13 protein-coding genes are annotated in these 15,209 nt (G+C 67.9%); 9 read left to right on the top strand and 4 right to left on the bottom strand.

Annotated elements, in window-relative coordinates; translation table 11 throughout:
- The first annotated feature begins 67 nt into the window (after nt 1-67).
- Nucleotides 68-997: an ABC transporter ATP-binding protein gene (locus AZG88_RS20965; RefSeq protein WP_061698820.1), complete on the top strand. Its 930-nt coding sequence runs from the start codon at nt 68-70 to the stop codon at nt 995-997.
- Nucleotides 994-2,637 (top strand): ABC transporter permease, encoded by a 1,644-nt coding sequence (locus AZG88_RS20960; protein WP_061698818.1) that lies wholly within the window; start codon nt 994-996, stop codon nt 2,635-2,637. The genes AZG88_RS20965 and AZG88_RS20960 overlap by 4 nt, the downstream gene beginning before the upstream one ends.
- 39 nt (nt 2,638-2,676) lie before the next feature.
- Here AZG88_RS20960 and AZG88_RS20955 read toward each other — a convergent pair whose 3' ends face one another.
- Complete coding sequence (locus AZG88_RS20955; protein WP_061698816.1) at nt 2,677-3,216, bottom strand: TetR/AcrR family transcriptional regulator; 540 nt, start codon at nt 3,214-3,216, stop codon at nt 2,677-2,679.
- A gap of 53 nt (nt 3,217-3,269) precedes the next feature.
- On the opposite strand from AZG88_RS20955, the gene AZG88_RS20950 reads away from it, so the two are divergent.
- Both AZG88_RS20950 and AZG88_RS53865 read left to right on the top strand, forming a co-directional pair.
- Nucleotides 3,270-3,977 carry an alpha/beta fold hydrolase gene (locus AZG88_RS20950; protein ID WP_231914114.1) on the top strand — a complete coding sequence of 236 codons (708 nt, stop codon included), beginning with the start codon at nt 3,270-3,272 and terminating at the stop codon, nt 3,975-3,977.
- Complete coding sequence (locus tag AZG88_RS53865; RefSeq protein ID WP_231914113.1) at nt 3,970-4,236, top strand: alpha/beta fold hydrolase; 267 nt, start codon at nt 3,970-3,972, stop codon at nt 4,234-4,236. The genes AZG88_RS20950 and AZG88_RS53865 overlap by 8 nt, the downstream gene beginning before the upstream one ends.
- Here AZG88_RS53865 and AZG88_RS20945 read toward each other — a convergent pair.
- Nucleotides 4,212-4,958 (bottom strand): response regulator transcription factor, encoded by a 747-nt coding sequence (locus AZG88_RS20945; protein WP_061044834.1) that lies wholly within the window; start codon nt 4,956-4,958, stop codon nt 4,212-4,214. The genes AZG88_RS53865 and AZG88_RS20945 overlap by 25 nt on opposite strands.
- Before the next feature lie 158 nt (nt 4,959-5,116).
- Between AZG88_RS20945 and AZG88_RS20940 the strand changes: the two genes are divergently transcribed.
- Nucleotides 5,117-5,971: an alpha/beta fold hydrolase gene (locus tag AZG88_RS20940; protein ID WP_061044835.1), complete on the top strand. Its 855-nt coding sequence runs from the start codon at nt 5,117-5,119 to the stop codon at nt 5,969-5,971.
- Nucleotides 5,972-6,009: 38 nt separating this feature from the next.
- Nucleotides 6,010-6,249: an antibiotic biosynthesis monooxygenase gene (locus AZG88_RS20935; protein ID WP_025432576.1), complete on the top strand. Its 240-nt coding sequence runs from the start codon at nt 6,010-6,012 to the stop codon at nt 6,247-6,249.
- Nucleotides 6,250-6,260: 11 nt separating this feature from the next.
- Here the strand turns inward: AZG88_RS20935 and AZG88_RS20930 are convergent, their stop codons facing one another.
- On the bottom strand, nt 6,261-6,938 hold the full coding sequence (locus AZG88_RS20930) for a hypothetical protein (RefSeq protein WP_061698814.1): 678 nt from the start codon (nt 6,936-6,938) through the stop codon (nt 6,261-6,263).
- A 250-nt stretch (nt 6,939-7,188) separates the two neighbouring features.
- Between AZG88_RS20930 and AZG88_RS20925 the strand changes: the two genes are divergently transcribed.
- Genes AZG88_RS20925 through AZG88_RS20915 form a run of 3 tightly spaced genes read left to right on the top strand, consistent with a single transcriptional unit; the run spans nt 7,189 to nt 14,527 of the window.
- On the top strand, nt 7,189-8,670 hold the full coding sequence (locus AZG88_RS20925; protein ID WP_005246193.1) for an MFS transporter: 1,482 nt from the start codon (nt 7,189-7,191) through the stop codon (nt 8,668-8,670).
- A 37-nt stretch (nt 8,671-8,707) separates the two neighbouring features.
- Nucleotides 8,708-13,108: a non-ribosomal peptide synthetase gene (locus tag AZG88_RS20920; protein WP_061698812.1), complete on the top strand. Its 4,401-nt coding sequence runs from the start codon at nt 8,708-8,710 to the stop codon at nt 13,106-13,108.
- A 15-nt stretch (nt 13,109-13,123) separates the two neighbouring features.
- Nucleotides 13,124-14,527: a sensor histidine kinase gene (locus AZG88_RS20915; protein ID WP_061698811.1), complete on the top strand. Its 1,404-nt coding sequence runs from the start codon at nt 13,124-13,126 to the stop codon at nt 14,525-14,527.
- On the opposite strand, the gene AZG88_RS20910 is transcribed toward AZG88_RS20915, so the two are convergent.
- Nucleotides 14,500-15,177 (bottom strand): response regulator transcription factor, encoded by a 678-nt coding sequence (locus tag AZG88_RS20910; RefSeq protein WP_005246198.1) that lies wholly within the window; start codon nt 15,175-15,177, stop codon nt 14,500-14,502. The two genes, AZG88_RS20915 and AZG88_RS20910, sit on opposite strands and share 28 nt — an antisense overlap.
- Nucleotides 15,178-15,209: the final 32 nt, after the last annotated feature.

Genomic DNA, 15,209 nt, shown 5'->3' with positions numbered 1-15,209 from the left:
TATTGGGAGACATGCCCTAGTACACCGGCCGATGGATCAGCGACAGTTGAGCAGGACAGGAGCCGACATGCAACACGTCATAGAAGTGCATAGTCTTCACAAACACTTCGGTCACGTTCACGCACTGGACGGGTTGGATCTCACCGTCGACTTCGGCGAGATCCACGGTTTCCTCGGGCCGAACGGTTCCGGAAAATCCACCACCATCCGTGTACTGCTCGGGATTCTGCGCGCCACGTCGGGTCAGGCCCGGATGCTCGGTCGCGATCCGTGGTTCGATGCAGTCGCGCTGCACCGTGAAGTGGCCTACGTGCCCGGCGATGTCACACTGTGGCCATCCTTGTCCGGTGGCGAAACGATCGACCTGCTGGCGCGACTGCGCGGCGGACTCGACGAACAACGCCGCGGAGAACTCATCGATCGGTTCGATCTGGATCCGCGCAAGAAGGCGCGGAGCTACTCCAAAGGTAACCGGCAGAAGGTAGCCCTGGTGTCGGCCCTCTCGTCGCACGCCAGGGTTCTGCTCCTCGACGAACCCACCTCCGGTCTGGACCCATTGATGGAGCAAGTCTTCCGCGAGTGCGCCCGCGAAGCGGTCGACCGCGGTGCCACCATCCTGTTGTCGAGTCACATCCTCTCCGAGGTCGAGGCGCTCTGCCATCGGGTGACGATCATCCGTGAAGGCAAGACAGTCGACAGCGGCGCCGTCGACTCGATGCGTCACCTCAGCCGCACTTCGATCACCGCCGAACTACTCGGCGACCCGGGCGACCTGCACCACATCCCCGGCGTCGCGGATATCGTGATCAACGGCAGCACGCTGCACTGTCAGGTCGACAGCGGAGGCCTCGGCCAGCTGATCCGGGTGCTCGGGGACACGGGCGTCCGAAGCCTGGTCAGCACGCCGCCCACGTTGGAGGAGTTGTTCCTGCGGCACTATCGGGTGGGTGGCGCCCCGGACGAGCCGACAACCGGCAGGGTGAAGGAGCGGACATGACCACCGCGTCCGTGACCGGCCCCCGCGACGCTGCCGGGGTGCGCGCGGGTCTCACGGCGGACTACGCCGGCACACTGCACCTTCTTCGACTCTGCCTGCGCCGCGACAGGGTCGTGCTTCCGTTGTGGACCGTGATCATCGGCGTACTGATGCCGATCACCTATGCCGGCAGCATCAAATCGGTCTACCCGACGGCTGCCGATCTGGCGAAGTTTGCGGCGGCGACCGCCGCCAGTCCCGCCCAGATCGCCATGTACGGACCCATATTCAACCCCAGTCCCGGGGCGGTGGCGATCTGGAAAGCCGGGGCGCTGTACACCGTGATCGCCGTCGCGGTGATCTTGACCGTGATCCGGCACACCCGGGCCGAGGAGGAATCCGGTCGCGCCGAGCTGATCGATTCGACCGCGGTCGGCCGGTACGCCGGACTGACCGCCGCGATCGTCGTGGCCGCGGGTGCGTCGATCGTGACGGGAACCGCATTCGGCGTCGTGTTGCGCATGTTCGACCTGCCGCTGGCCGGCTCGATCGGCTACGGAGCCGCCCTGGCCGCAAGCGGTCTCGTGTTCACCGGCGTAGCCGCCGTCGCCGCGCAGTTGACCACCTCCGCCCGCACGGCCCGCGGCGTCGCGCTGGGCGCACTCGGAGTGTTCTTTGCACTCCGCGCCGTCGGTGATGCCGGTTCCGGGGCATTGTCGTGGTGGTCACCGCAGGGCTGGTCGTTGCAGCTGCGCCCGTTCGCCGAGGAGCGGTGGTGGGTTCTCCTGCTGCATGTGGCAGCGACCGCGGCGTCGACCGCCGCCGCCTACGTGCTGCTTCGCCGCCGCGACGTCGGTGGCGGACTCATCGCGGAACGCCCCGGCGGCGAGACCGCCGGGCCTGCTCTCGCGGGGCCCGTCGGTCTGGCCTGGCGGATGCACCGCGGGACGCTGCTCGCGTGGACCGTCGCCCTGCTTCTGTACGGACTGCTGTTCGGCAGCGCCGCGCACGGACTCGGCAACCAACTCGGCGATAGCCGGACGATCAACGACTTCCTTGCCCGCCTCGGCGGCAATGCAACCGTGGAGGACATCTTCGTCGCCCTCGCGCTCACCATGCTGGGCATCGCCGCGTCGGCATACGCGATTTCCGCCGCCCTCCGGCTTTATTACGAGGAAACCGCGCAACGCGGCGAGCCGGTAATCGCGGGAGCGGTCGGCCGCGTCCGGTGGGCACTGAGCCACCTGCTGTTCGCATTGCTCGGCCCAGCCGTCGCCATCGTCGTCGCCGGTGTCGCCGTCGGAGTGACGTACGGCGCGTCCGTCGGGGACATCGCGGACAAGCTCCCCGCGACGGTCGCCGGCGCACTGGTTCAACTTCCCGCGATCTGGATATCGGCCGGAGTAGCCGTGGCACTGTTCGGACTGCTGCCCCGCCTCGCGCCGGCCGCATGGGCCGTTTATGTGGCGTTCATCCTGATCTTCACGGTCGGCTCCCTCGCCGGCCTCCCGGCCTGGGTCCTCGACCTGGAACCTTTCAGTCATCTTCCGAAACTGCCTGGTGGGGCGTTTGACCCGACACCGATTGTGTGGGAATCGGTCATCGCGGCTGCACTCGTCACAGTCGGATTGATCGGCTTCCGCCGACGCGACCTGAGGTGACCGATCTCGGTAGCGAATCTCGGAGGCGAACGCGGGATGTCAGTTCAGCGCCGCCCGCACCACCAGGTCGAACGTCGGCCGCGGATCCGTGGTGTCCCACCGGGCGATGCGATGCAGGATCACCCCCTCTGCACAGGCCATGACTGCGGTGGCGGCGGTCTGCGGATCCCGTGCTCCCAGCCGGTGGAATGCCGAGACGGCCGACGCCTCCATGGCTGTACGTCCGCGTGCCAGCGCCTCCCGAAGAGTGGGGTCGTGGCCGGCCTCCAGAAACAGGACCAGCCGCGCGGCGGTGACGGTTCGGTTGGCGACGGTCGTGTAGTCGATCAGACGGCAGAGCGCGTCGACGAGGTCGTCTGCGGATGTCGGTGCCAGCACGCCGACTTCGGACATCTCGCGTTCCACGATCGCGCCGACGGTGCCGGTGAGCAGCGCCGCCCGGGTACGGAAGTAGTTGGACGTGGTTCCCTTCGGGAGGTCGGCGCGTTCGTCGACCCGGGCGTGGGTGAGCGATCGCAGACCCTCAGTTCCGACCAGGTCGATCGCTGCGTCGAGCGCTCTCGTTCTCGTTGGCGTCACACGGCTACTATAAACATAGTGACTTGACACTATGATCGTAGTAGCGTGAGGTCATGAGACACGAGGCCCGCGAAAACGACAGACTTTCCGGCCCGAACGGCGAGCCGGACAACACCTTTCCCACACTGAACGGTGTCCGGCACCGCTACCTCCAACTCCCCGGCCTGCGCATGCACGTGGCCGAGGCCGGTCACGGCGAACCGGTGGTGCTGCTCCACGGCTTCCCCCAGCACTGGTGGGAGTGGCGCGGGGTACTCCCGGGGCTGGCCGCGCACTACCGGGTGATCTGCCCGGATCTGCGCGGCGCCGGCTGGACCGACGCCCCGCCCACGGGATACGACCGTGAGCAGTTGCTCGCCGACGTCGTGGCGCTGCTGGACACGCTCGAACTCGACCGCATCTGCCTGATCGCGCACGACTGGGGCGCACTGCTCGGATACGAGCTGTGCCTGAGCGAGCCCCACCGTGTCCGGAAGTACGTGAGTCTCGGTGTCCCCCACCCGTTCGTCCGGTTCGACCCACGGCTGCTGCTGACGATCGCCCGGCACGGCTGGTTCGAACCTGTGATCGCCGCACCGTTCGTCGGTCCACGCCTGCTCGGCCGGGGACATCAACGGCTGACCTACCACCTGCTGCGGGGTTTCACGCACGAACCGGAACGCCTGGTCGGAGCTGGACATCGAACTGTTCGCCGAACGGCTGCGCGAACCGGCCCGCGCCGACGCGGCGTCCGCTCTCTACCGCTGCTTCATCATGCGTGAGGCCGCGCGGATCATGACCGGCTCGTACAGGCACTGCCGGCTCAGCACCCCCACCCGGGCGCTCATCGGCGCCGAAGACCCCATCGTGCGACCGGAGTTCCTCGGCGGATTCGAGGAGCACACCGACGACTTCGGTGTCGAGTTCATCGACGGCGCCTCACACTTCCTCGTCGACGAGACGCCGGATGTGGTGCTCGAACGCGCGCTCGAATTCTTCGCCCAGCCGGGTCCGTGTCACGAGGCGGCGACAGGCACCTGACGGGCGGAATCGATGCTTCCCGGACGTTCGACCTCGCCGAGGGCGAATCCCACGCCGCGCACGGTGTGGACGACGTACGGCGATCCGACGGCCACCAGCTTCCGCCGCAGCGAGCAGACATAGGCATTGAGGACGTTCGTCTTCGATTCGACCGTCACACCCCACACCATGAGCATGAGGTCGCGGCGGGTGACGACTCGGTCGACATTCTGCGCGAGCACGGTGAAGAGGACGAATTCCGTCCGGGTCAGCGTGGTGCGCAGCCCGTCGTGGTCGGGTTCGTGAGGCTCCTCGCACAGGCAGACGTCCTGCGCGTCGGCGGGCGCCTGTGCAGGCACCTCGGGTTTCACCCGGCGGAGGATCGCGCGGAGCCGCGCGACGAGTTCGTCCGCCCCGACCGGCATCTCCATCACGTCGTCGGCGCCGGCCTCGAGGAGGTCGCCCCGACGGTTGCCGGAACGGAAGGTGCCGATCACTACGACGGCGAGCGCGAATCGCATCGCTTTCAACGCCCGCACCGTGGTGTCGACGTCGAGGTGTGGTGATCGCGCGTCGACGATCACCACGTCGGGAGGTTCGATCCGCGACCGCACCGGTTCGGCGTAGGTCCTCGTGACGAAGAATCCCGCGTCCCGAAGGCGGTCGACGAGGGATCTCTCCACATCGGCGTCGATCAGCAGGACACGCGGACGAGCGATGGCCGGGCTCGACACAACATTCATGCGGGTTCCTCCTGTTTTCGAGCCTCGCGTTGGTGTGCCGGCTAGATCAACCGGGGGCTGAGATCAAGTTCCCACGCCGCAGTTGATGACGATATCGAGCGAAACTCCCCTATCGTTACCGAAGAGGCCGCAGCATCACCCGATCGGGAGGTCGTTGTATGTCCCAACTCCAGCACCTCGCACTGCACGGGGACGCAGTCGCATACCGGCTGAGCGGGAGAGGTGAGGGTGAGACACTGCTGCTCGTCCACGGGATGGCGGGAAGTTCCGCGACCTGGCGTGCGGTTCTCCCGCAGTTGGCGCGGCGGTACCGGGTCCTGGCACCGGACCTGCCGGGCCACGGTGATTCCGCGAAGCCGCGTGGCGACTACTCGCTGGGCGCGTTCGCTGCATGGCTGCGCGACCTCCTGCACGAACTGAACATCGGACGGGTGACCGTGATCGGTCAATCCCTCGGCGGCGGTGTGGCGATGCAGTTCAGTTATCAGCATCCCGAACTGTGTGACCGATTGGTCCTCATCGGCAGCGGCGGACTGGGACCGGACGTGAACTGGACCCTGCGGTTGCTGGCGGCGCCGGGCTCCGAGTTCCTCCTGCCGTTGGTGGCGCCCGCCGTGGTTCGTGATGCCGGCAACAAGGTCCGTGGTTGGCTGGCGGCGGTCGGGATCCACTCGGTACGCGGTGACGAGATGTGGAACGCCTACTCGTCACTGTCCGATTCGGATACCCGGCAGGCGTTTCTGCGGACGCTCCGCGCGGTCGTCGACCATCGGGGGCAGGCGGTGAGCGCGCTGAGCCGTCTGTACCTGAACGAGGGTCTCCCGACGCAACTGATCTGGGGCGATTCGGACGGCATCATCCCGGTTGCGCACGGATATGCGGCGCACGAGGCGATTCCCGGGAGCCGACTCGCCGTCCTCGACGGTGTCGGGCACTATCCCCACCTCGAGGATCCCGCCGCGGTGGTCGAGATCATCGACGACTTCGTCTCCACGACGCCGGCGCGGACCTGAGCACCGGCGAGATCTCGGCGACAGGAAGAGCGAGAACCATGACTCCCACCACGATCGACGCCACCGCCGACGTCGTCACCCTGGTCAATGTGTTCACGGTGACCCCGGAGACCCAGCAGCAGCTCGTGGAGCTGCTCGGCCGGGCCACCGAGGAGGTGATGCGGCATCGCCCCGGTTTCGTATCCGCCAACATTCACGCCGGGCTGGACGGCACCCGCGTTGCGAACTACGCGGCCGACCCGCAGCTGTACCGGGTGGCCTCGACGCATCACGCCTGACGAAACGCCGTCTACGGCGACCCGGCTCTGGCGGCCTCGTGGCTCACGCGGCGTCCGGTGACGAGGATGTAGACGCTGACCAGTAGCACCCACGCCGGGAAAGCCAATGTCGTCCACAGGCTGAAGTCGACGATTATCAGCAGAGCCAAGGCCAGCGAATACGTGGTCACGACGAGCCATCGCGGCATCAGGCCGGTCCGCAGCCAGATCGTCCCCAGCGAGATCATGAACACCGCGGCCATACGCAGCGCGTAGACGTGGTTGATCTGCAGCATGATCTCGCGGCCGAAGTAGACGATCTCGTTCGCGGAGCTGCCCGAGTGACGGGCAATGGCGAGGACGCCGCCCGCCACCCCCATCGAGACGAAACCCATCGCGAGAAACAGCAATCCGCTGCCGAGGAACACTGTGGCGAAGAATCGGTCCTCGAGGTCGCCGAGCCGGTCGCGGATGACGCCGATGAACCAGAGGAACGCGATCCCGGCGAACGGAGCAAGGAGCAGGGCCGCCTTGATCCGCGTCTCGCCGCTCCCCACCCAGGGGGTTTCGTCGAATGGGTCCGCCGGCAGCGCGGTCCGCAAGAGAACGAGGCTCGTTGCGAACAGCACGGCGAAGACGATCCCCGCGACGGCCGCCGAGCGTGGCGTTCTCAGCCGGTGGAACTCCTTCTCGCGCTGTGTTTCGGCCATGAGTCGATCCTCGCTCGAGTGGGGACCGGGAATCACCGATTCGCGTCAACCGGCGAACACACACTCCGGTCGGTTTCCCGCTGGGCGGAACGCCGCATGGCGTGCCGCATTCCCGAGAACTGTGATGTCAATTACACATTCACGAGACTTCGACCACCGAATGTGACCACCCACCCCTACCGCCCGGCTCGGGCCGCCGCTGTGCCGCGGCACCGCCCCGAGTTCCCGGGCAGGTATTCGAAAGGACCCGATGATGGTCACCCACGCGACTACCGAGCGATGGACGCCCCGCCTGATCTTCTCGCTCGCCTCGATCGTGTTGCTACTGGAGATGCTCGCGGTCAGCTACATGATGATCTCGATCGCGTTGCCGCAGATCGTCACCCACTACCAGACGACGCAGGGCGCGTGGTTGCTCACGTCGTTCCTGCTGGTGGGAGCGATCACCTGCCCACTGATCGGTAAGCTCGCCGACACGCACGGCAAACGCAAGCTCCTGCTGACTGCCGTGGGCCTGTCGGCGGTCGGGTCGCTGATCTCGGCGATTGCACCGACGTACGCAGTGCTGATCGCCGGCCGCGCCCTGACGGGTTTACTGGTGCCCTGCCTGTTCCTGAGCTACTCGCTCATCCGTGACGTCTTCCCCGCCCGGACGGTGGCGCTGGCGGTCAGCATCGCCACGAGCGGGATGGGGCTCATCGCGATCCCCGCCCCGTTCTTCACCGGCTGGCTGATCGACAATTTCGGCTTCCGGAGCATCTTCTGGTTCTTCCTCGCCGGCCTGGTGATCCTCAGCGTCCTGATCCGGGCGACGACCGGCGAATCGACCGTGCGGCTGCGTTCCCGCATCGACCTGATCGGCGCGGCGCTCCTCGGCGCAGGACTCGCCGGCATCCTCGTCGGGGTGAGCTTCGGGCCCTCGTGGGGCTGGGCGTCGGGATCGACGATCGGTTTCATCGCCGGTGGTGTGGCCCTGCTGGTGGCGTGGATCGTGTCCGCACGCCTTCTCGCGGACCCGCTGATCGACATCCGGTTCTTCGGTAAGCGGCCGGTGTTTCTGACCGCGCTCGGCGCGGGATTCTGCTACGGCACGTCCTCGGTGTTCACGATCATGCTCCCGATGATGTGCATGACCCCGGCGATCCTGGGTCTCGGCTACGGATTCGGCATCAGCGCAGAGGGATTCGCGATCTTCCAGGCACCGTTGGGTGGCGCTGTGGTGATCGGCGGGCTGATCGTCGGAACATTGGTCCCCCGGAACGTCCGTCCGCGGATCCTGATGGTCGTGGGCATGCTCGTGATGGCCGCCGCCTGCCTGCTCACGGCGATGATCCACGACGACAAGGCACTCCTGATCGGTTTCGCCGCACTCCTCGGCGTGGGAATGGGCATGGGGTACGCCTCCATCCCGAACCTGCTCATCGCCGCGGTGCCGCCGCAATTGCAGGCGACGACGGCGAGCATGGTGGCGGTGTTCCAGAGCATCCTGCCCGCCATCCTCCCGGTGATCGCCTTCTCGGTGTTGAACTCGCACATCGCGACCGTCATGCAGGGTGCGGTCTTCTACACGGACACCGGAATCACGATCGCGTTCGTCATCGGCGCGATCTCCGCGCTGCTGGGCGCGATCGTGGCCGTCGCGTTGCCCCGCCGCATTTCGCAGCTGAGCGCACCCGGTTCGGGGTCCGCCGCCGCGGCCGAGACGGACGGGGCCGTCGTCCTCGCCCACTGAGCCGCCGGTCACGCACCGTCGTCGTGAGGAGGCGCTGATGCGGGTGATCCCGCTGACCGAGGCGCAGCATGCCATCTGGTTCGCGCAACAGCTCACTCCCGGGATTCCCTACGTGATCGCCCAATACGTGGACCTGCGTGGTCCGGTGCACCTGGATCTTCTGACGGCGGCCTCCGCGCGAGCCGTCCGCGAACTGGGGTCGTTCACCGTGCGGGATGTGGACGGCCGGCCCCACCAGGTTTACGGCGCCGGAACGCCGGAGCGGGTGCCGGTGCTCGATCTGCGGGACGAACGCGACCCGGTCGACGCCGCCGAGCGGTGGATGCGGCGGGATTGCACCTCCCCCGTCGACATGTACGGCGAGTCACTCGTCCAGTCGACGATTCTGCAGGTGGGCGACGAGCGCGCCTACTGGTACTCACGTGCTCATCACATCGCGATGGACGGCTATGCGGCGATGATGCTGATGCGCCGCACGGCCGAACTGTACGTTGCGGGAATCGACGGCGACCGACCCCCGGAGTTCCGGGCGATCGATCCGGGACGGATCGCGGCGGACGATGCGGACTATCGGTCCTCGCCCCGCTTCGACCGCGACCGCGCCTACTGGCGGGAGCAGGTGCGCGACCTGCCCCCGACCGTCGGCCTCAGCGGACGTACCCCGGACGCCGGCGCCTCGGTGCTGGTGGCGCGCGGCCGCGCGGACCGTAGCAGCGACCTCCTGCGTCCCACCGATGGCGGGAACGCGCACAGCCCGACCGTCGTGGTGGTGGCGGCGTTCGCCGCGTACCTCGCCCGCATGACCGGCACCGACGACGTGGTCCTGTCACTTCCGGTGTCCGCCAGGACGTCTGCGCGGCTGCGCGGCACCGGCGGTTCGGTGTCGAACGTCCTCCCCCTGCTTCTGCGTGGGATCGGCACCGGCACGGTGCGGGAGGCGGTGCGGGTGGCCCGAACGGCCTTGACGGGGGCGCTTCGCCATCAGCGGTACCGCCGCGAGGACATCGGCAAGGACACCGCCTCTGCCGGAACGGGTCTCACCCACTTCGGTCCGGTCCTCAACTTGATGCTGTTCAAGCAGGAGATCACTCTCGGTCCGGTCAGCGGACGCGTGCAGGTGCTGACGACCGGTCCGACGGCCGACCTGGCCGTCAACATCTATCCGGGACCACCCGGCTCGGTTCCGCGCATCGACGTCGAGGCGAATCCGGCGCTGTACGACGAGGACGAGGTCACCGGGCACCATCGACGGTTCACCGTGTTCCTCGCGCGCTTCCATGCCGCCACCGGCACGGACCGCCTGGTCGCCGAACTCGACGTGTTCCACGACGCCGAACGGGAGGCGTTCGCTCCGGCTTCCGGACTGCCGGATTCGGAACCTGTGACGCTGGATCGGATTCTCGCGGCGACCGTCGTTACCCGCCCCGACGCCGTCGCGGTCCGGGACCGAGGGCGGGTGGTGACGTACCGCGACCTCGACGAGGCCGCCGACCGGTGGGCGCGGGTGCTGACCGGGCACGGCGTCGGACTCGAGGACCTGGTGGCGGTGTCGATTCCGCGGTCGTACGAATCGGTGCTGGCGTTGTGGGCAGTAGTCAGGAGCGGCGCGGCGTACGTGCCCGTCGATCCGACCCACCCCACCGACCGGATCGCTTACACCCTCGGCGACTCCGGTGCGGCGCTGGGTCTCACCGTCCGCTCGGTGCGCGATAGCCTGCCCGGCACCATCCGATGGCTGAGCCTCGACGACGGCGACGAGAATCCGCTGACCGCGGAACGCGGTAGCCCTGTGCGCATCGAGCACCCCGCCTACGTGATCTACACCTCCGGCTCCACCGGGGTCCCGAAAGGGGTCGTCGTCACGCACGACGGTCTCGCCAACCTCGTGCAGGAGATTCGGGACAAGTACGCGGTCACAGCGCGTTCGCGGGTCCTGCATTTCGCGTCGCCCAGCTTCGACACCGCACTGGTCGAGGTGCTCGCGGCGTGCATCGGCGGCGCCACCCTGGTGATCGCGCCGACCGACGTGTACGGCGGGGCGGAATTGCGGGAACTGTTGCGCGCCGAACGCATCACGCATCTGCTGTCGACGCCGTCTGCGTTGGCTACCGTGGAACCCGGCGGATTGGATTCCCTGGAGCTGGTGATCGTCGGAGGTGAGCTGTGCCCGCAGGACCTCGCGGATCGGTGGGCAGTCGGCCGGACGATGCGGAATGCGTACGGGCCCACCGAAACCACGTGCAGTGTCACCCTCACCGATCCCATCGACCCGGGCAGCCGGGTGACGATCGGGTCCCTGATGCGGGGCGTGCGGGCGACGGTCTGCGATCCCCGGCTGCGCCCCCTCCCGCCGGGGGCCGTCGGTGAGCTGTACCTCGCGACGCCGGCGCTCGCCCGCGGATACCACCGACGACCGGCACTGACCGCCACCCGGTTCGTCGCGGATCCGGCCGGCAAGCCGGGCTCCCGCATGTTCCGCACCGGTGATCGGGTCCGCTGGACGAACTCCGCCACCCTCGAATTCGTCGAACGCGCCGACGATCAGGTGAAGGTCCGCGGATTCCGCATCGAGCTCGGCGAGATCGATGCCGCGCTGCGCAGGAACCCGGACATCGACTTCGCCACCACGATCGTGCACCGCAACCCGGCCGGAGACCCGGTCCTGGTCTCCTACATCATGGTGCGACGCGAGTCGCAGACCACACCCGAGTCGGCGAGACGCGACCTCGCACGGTTCCTGCCGGACTACATGGTTCCCGGATCGATCACGGTGCTGGACGCGGTTCCCCTGACACCGACGAAGAAGCTGGACCGCGGCGCGCTCCCCGCCCCCGACTTCGGGACGACGACCGCCCCTCGACGCGATCCGGAAACGATGACCGAGCGCACGGTCGCCGCCGTGTTCGGCCGACTGCTCGGTGTTCACTCCGTCGCGGCGGGCGATTCGTTCTTCGATCTCGGCGGAGATTCGCTGTCTGCCACGAGGGTGGTCGCGACGCTGAACGCGGAACTCGATACGACTGTCGGTGTACGTGAGCTGTTCGAGACGCCGACCGTGTCTGGGCTGGCGGAGCGGATCGACGACCGGGACGCTTCCGGATCCGGCATGGTGAGTGGGCCGGGTATCGCCGCCACCGCCGTGCCCGACCGGGTGCCGCTGTCGCCGTCGCAGCAGTTCATCGACCGCACGGCCACCACGCCGCCGCTCCACAGCATTCCGTTCACGGTGCGGGTGTCGGGGACGGTGGACGTCGTCGCGCTGCGCTGCGCTGTCGCGGACGTTCTGGCGCGCCATGGTTCGTTGCGCACCGTCTTCCCGGACTCGGCGTCGGGGCCGTATCAGCGTCTGTTGTCCGTTGGCGAGGCTCTGCCCGATCTCGCGCCGATCCCCGCCGGACCCGACGACGTCGGCGACCGGGTGGATCGGGTGCTGGCAGCGCCCTTCGACGTGCGGTCCGAACCCCCGCTGCGTGCACGGCTCTTCGCGCTGGACACACGCGATCACCTCCTTGCGTGCGTCCTCCACCACATCGCCGCGGACGGGTGGTCGCTGGCGCTGGTGGCCCGCGATCTCGTCTCCGCGTATGCGACCCGAACCGCGGGTGCACCCCCGGACCGGGAGCCGCCCCGGGTGACATACCCGCAGTACAGCGTGTGGCGTCGCGACGTCCTGGGCGCCGAGGACGATCCGGGAAGCGTCGCGTCGCGGCAGCTCGCGTACTGGACCGAGGAACTGTCGGGGCTACCGGGCGAGGTGGGGCTGCCTCTCGACCGTCGCAGGCCACGCGACTGGACGTACCGCGCCGGGCGCGTCACGTTCCGGATCGACGAGATCGCGCATCACACGCTGGCGTCGGTCGCACACCGCCATCACGCCACGGTGTTCACCGCACTGAGGTCTGCGGTCGCGATCGTGCTCGCACGACTGAGCGGGGACACCGACATCGCCGTCGGGACCCCGGTCGCCGGTCGGAACGAGGCGGAATTGGACGACGTCGTCGGGATGTTCGTCAACACCGTCGTCCTGCGGACCCGGGTCGATCCCGGGGACACCGTCGCGGACGTGATCCGAGGCTCCCATGACGTCGAACTGCGTGCCTTCGCGCATGCGGATGTGCAGTTCGAGCGACTCGTCGAGGTGGTCGACCCGTCCCGGTCGTCGTCACTGCATCCGTTCTTCCAGGTCGCGCTGTCGTTGAACAACTTCACTCCGGCGACCCTGGACGTTGACGGGCTGCGCTTCGACATCACACCCCGGCCCCTCGACGTGGCGAAATGCGATCTCCACTTTCATTTCACCGAACGCCATGACTCCACAGGCCGGCCGGCCGGAATCGACGGCGAACTGGTGTACGCCACCGACCTCTTCGACGGGTCCACCGCCACGTCCTTCGTCGACGCCCTGCTGGCGGTCATCGGAGACGATCACGGTGCGTGAGCAACACTGAACCGTATGGAGCGGAATCTGCTCGACCCGAGGTCGTGGAACGTGCGCGCCCGGTCCGCGGCGGCTGCCGCGCTGGTGGTCACGATCTGCCTCGTCCTCGCGGGCGGAGCACTACTTCTGGTGCTGTACCGGACACTGGAACATTCGGCGCGCGACGCCGCGGACGCCCGCGCACGGCAGATCGTCGAGCAACTCCGGACCGCGGCACCGGGGGATCTCGACAGTTCGCTGTTCGCGACCGACGGCCAGGTCGGCACCATCCAGGTCGTCGACTCGGCCGGTACCGTCGTGGCCGCCTCTCCCGGCGCCGACCGCCTCCCCGTCGCGTTCGAGCCGGTGCCGCCCGGCGAGTCGCGCTATCTGGGCAACATCGATCTGGGCGGCGAGCCCGACTACTGGATCGTCGAACGGGGTGCGCAGTCACCGCCGGGTCCCGCGACCGTCGTGGTCGGGGCGGACCGCGAACCCATCGAGGGCATCCTCGGCACGGTGGCCCTTCTGATGGCGATCGGTGGTCCGGTCGTCGTCGCGATGGTGGCGGTGGCGAGCTATCGACTCGTCGGCGCGGCGCTGCTGCCCGTCGAACGGATCCGGGCGCGGGTGGCCGCCATCTCCACGGACCGACTCGACGAACGCGTCCCGGTGCCGGACACCCAGGATGAAATCGCGCGGCTCGCCGAAACGATGAACAGCATGCTCGGCCGTCTCGAGTCCGGTCACCGCGCGCAGCAACGATTCGTCTCCGACGCATCGCACGAACTGCGTAGCCCGCTCGCCACGATCACGGCCGCTTTGGAGTTGGCGCACACCCGGCCCGAACTGGTCGACACGTCGCTGGTCGATGAGTCGTTGCTGCCCGAGGCGCACCGAATGAACCATCTCCTCGCGGACCTGCTGCTCCTCGCCCGGGCCGACGAGAACGGGCTCACCCACACGTCGGTGGACGTGGACGTCGACGACCTGATGTACGCGGAGAGTGCCCGAGTGCGGGACATGTCGCCGGACTTGGTGGTGCGGGCGGCGATCGCGCCGGTCCGAGTGGTCGGCGACCCGCAGCAACTGGCGCGGGCCGTGCGCAACCTCGTCGACAACGCGCGGCGTCACGCCCGGCGTGAGATCCGCCTGATCTGCCGGACCTCGAACGACGGAGCGGTCCTCGAGGTCACGGACGACGGGCACGGAATCGCCCCGCCGGACCGGCAGCGGATCTTCGAACGGTTCGTCCGACTCGACACCCCCCGCACCCGCGACTCGGGTGGTGCGGGACTGGGCCTGGCCATCGTGGCCGAGATCGTCGCGACCCACGGGGGCACCATCGACGTCACCGACAGCGACACGGGCGGAGCGCGATTCGTGATCACCCTCCCCGTGGACGGTACTCGTCAGTCGTCTCCGGACTTCAGCCGGTAACCGACCCCGCGAACGGTGGCGATACTGTTCCCGCCGAACGGGGCATCCACTTTGCGTCGAAGATATCCGATGTACACCTCGACGATGTTGTCGTCGCCCTCGTAGTGGGTGTCCCACACCGACTGCAGAATCTCCTGTTTGGTGACCACGGACCCGGCGTTCCGCATCAAGAACTCCAGGACGCTGTATTCGCGGGGCGTCAACGCGAGTGCGGTGCCGTCGCGGGTGACCCGATGCCGGGCGGGGTCCAGTTCCAGGCCGTCCGCCGTCAGGACCGGGGGACGCCGTGGCGCGCCGCGGCGGATCAGCGCCCGCAATCGGGCCACCAGCACCACGAACGAGAACGGTTTGATCAGGTAGTCGTCGGCCCCGAGATCGAACGCGTCCGCCAGGTCGTATTCGCCGTCCTTGGCCGACAACATCAGCACCGGAGTCCACACTTCACGGCTCCGCAAGTCCCGCACGATGTCGTACCCGTGTTTCCCGGGCAGCATGATGTCGAGGACGACCACGTCGAAGTCGCCGGCCAGCGCCGCCTCGAAACCCGACACGCCGTCGTGTTCGACGTCGACGACGAACCCCTCAGCAGTCAGTCCACGGCGCACCGTCTCCGCGAGACGCCTCTCGTCCTCGACCAGAAGAACTCGCACCAGCGTCTCCTCCCTGTGCCGCGCGACTTTCA

Source organism: Rhodococcus sp. LB1, from assembly GCF_001583455.1.
Lineage (GTDB): Bacteria > Actinomycetota > Actinomycetes > Mycobacteriales > Mycobacteriaceae > Rhodococcus_F > Rhodococcus_F opacus.
Note: the sequence above shows the minus strand (reverse complement) of the source record. Positions and strands in the feature narration are given on the sequence as shown.

What these genes read in the sequence shown, in the direction of transcription:
- AZG88_RS20965 (WP_061698820.1), top strand. Translation starts at nt 68, where the DNA reads ATGCAACACGTCATAGAAGTGCATAGTCTTCACAAACACTTCGGTCAC.
- AZG88_RS20960 (WP_061698818.1), top strand. Translation starts at nt 994, where the DNA reads ATGACCACCGCGTCCGTGACCGGCCCCCGCGACGCTGCCGGGGTGCGC.
- AZG88_RS20950 (WP_231914114.1), top strand. Translation starts at nt 3,270, where the DNA reads ATGAGACACGAGGCCCGCGAAAACGACAGACTTTCCGGCCCGAACGGC.
- AZG88_RS53865 (WP_231914113.1), top strand. Translation starts at nt 3,970, where the DNA reads ATGCGTGAGGCCGCGCGGATCATGACCGGCTCGTACAGGCACTGCCGG.
- AZG88_RS20945 (WP_061044834.1), bottom strand. Translation starts at nt 4,958, where the DNA reads ATGAATGTTGTGTCGAGCCCGGCCATCGCTCGTCCGCGTGTCCTGCTG.
- AZG88_RS20940 (WP_061044835.1), top strand. Translation starts at nt 5,117, where the DNA reads ATGTCCCAACTCCAGCACCTCGCACTGCACGGGGACGCAGTCGCATAC.
- AZG88_RS20935 (WP_025432576.1), top strand. Translation starts at nt 6,010, where the DNA reads ATGACTCCCACCACGATCGACGCCACCGCCGACGTCGTCACCCTGGTC.
- AZG88_RS20930 (WP_061698814.1), bottom strand. Translation starts at nt 6,938, where the DNA reads ATGGCCGAAACACAGCGCGAGAAGGAGTTCCACCGGCTGAGAACGCCA.
- AZG88_RS20925 (WP_005246193.1), top strand. Translation starts at nt 7,189, where the DNA reads ATGATGGTCACCCACGCGACTACCGAGCGATGGACGCCCCGCCTGATC.
- AZG88_RS20920 (WP_061698812.1), top strand. Translation starts at nt 8,708, where the DNA reads ATGCGGGTGATCCCGCTGACCGAGGCGCAGCATGCCATCTGGTTCGCG.
- AZG88_RS20915 (WP_061698811.1), top strand. Translation starts at nt 13,124, where the DNA reads ATGGAGCGGAATCTGCTCGACCCGAGGTCGTGGAACGTGCGCGCCCGG.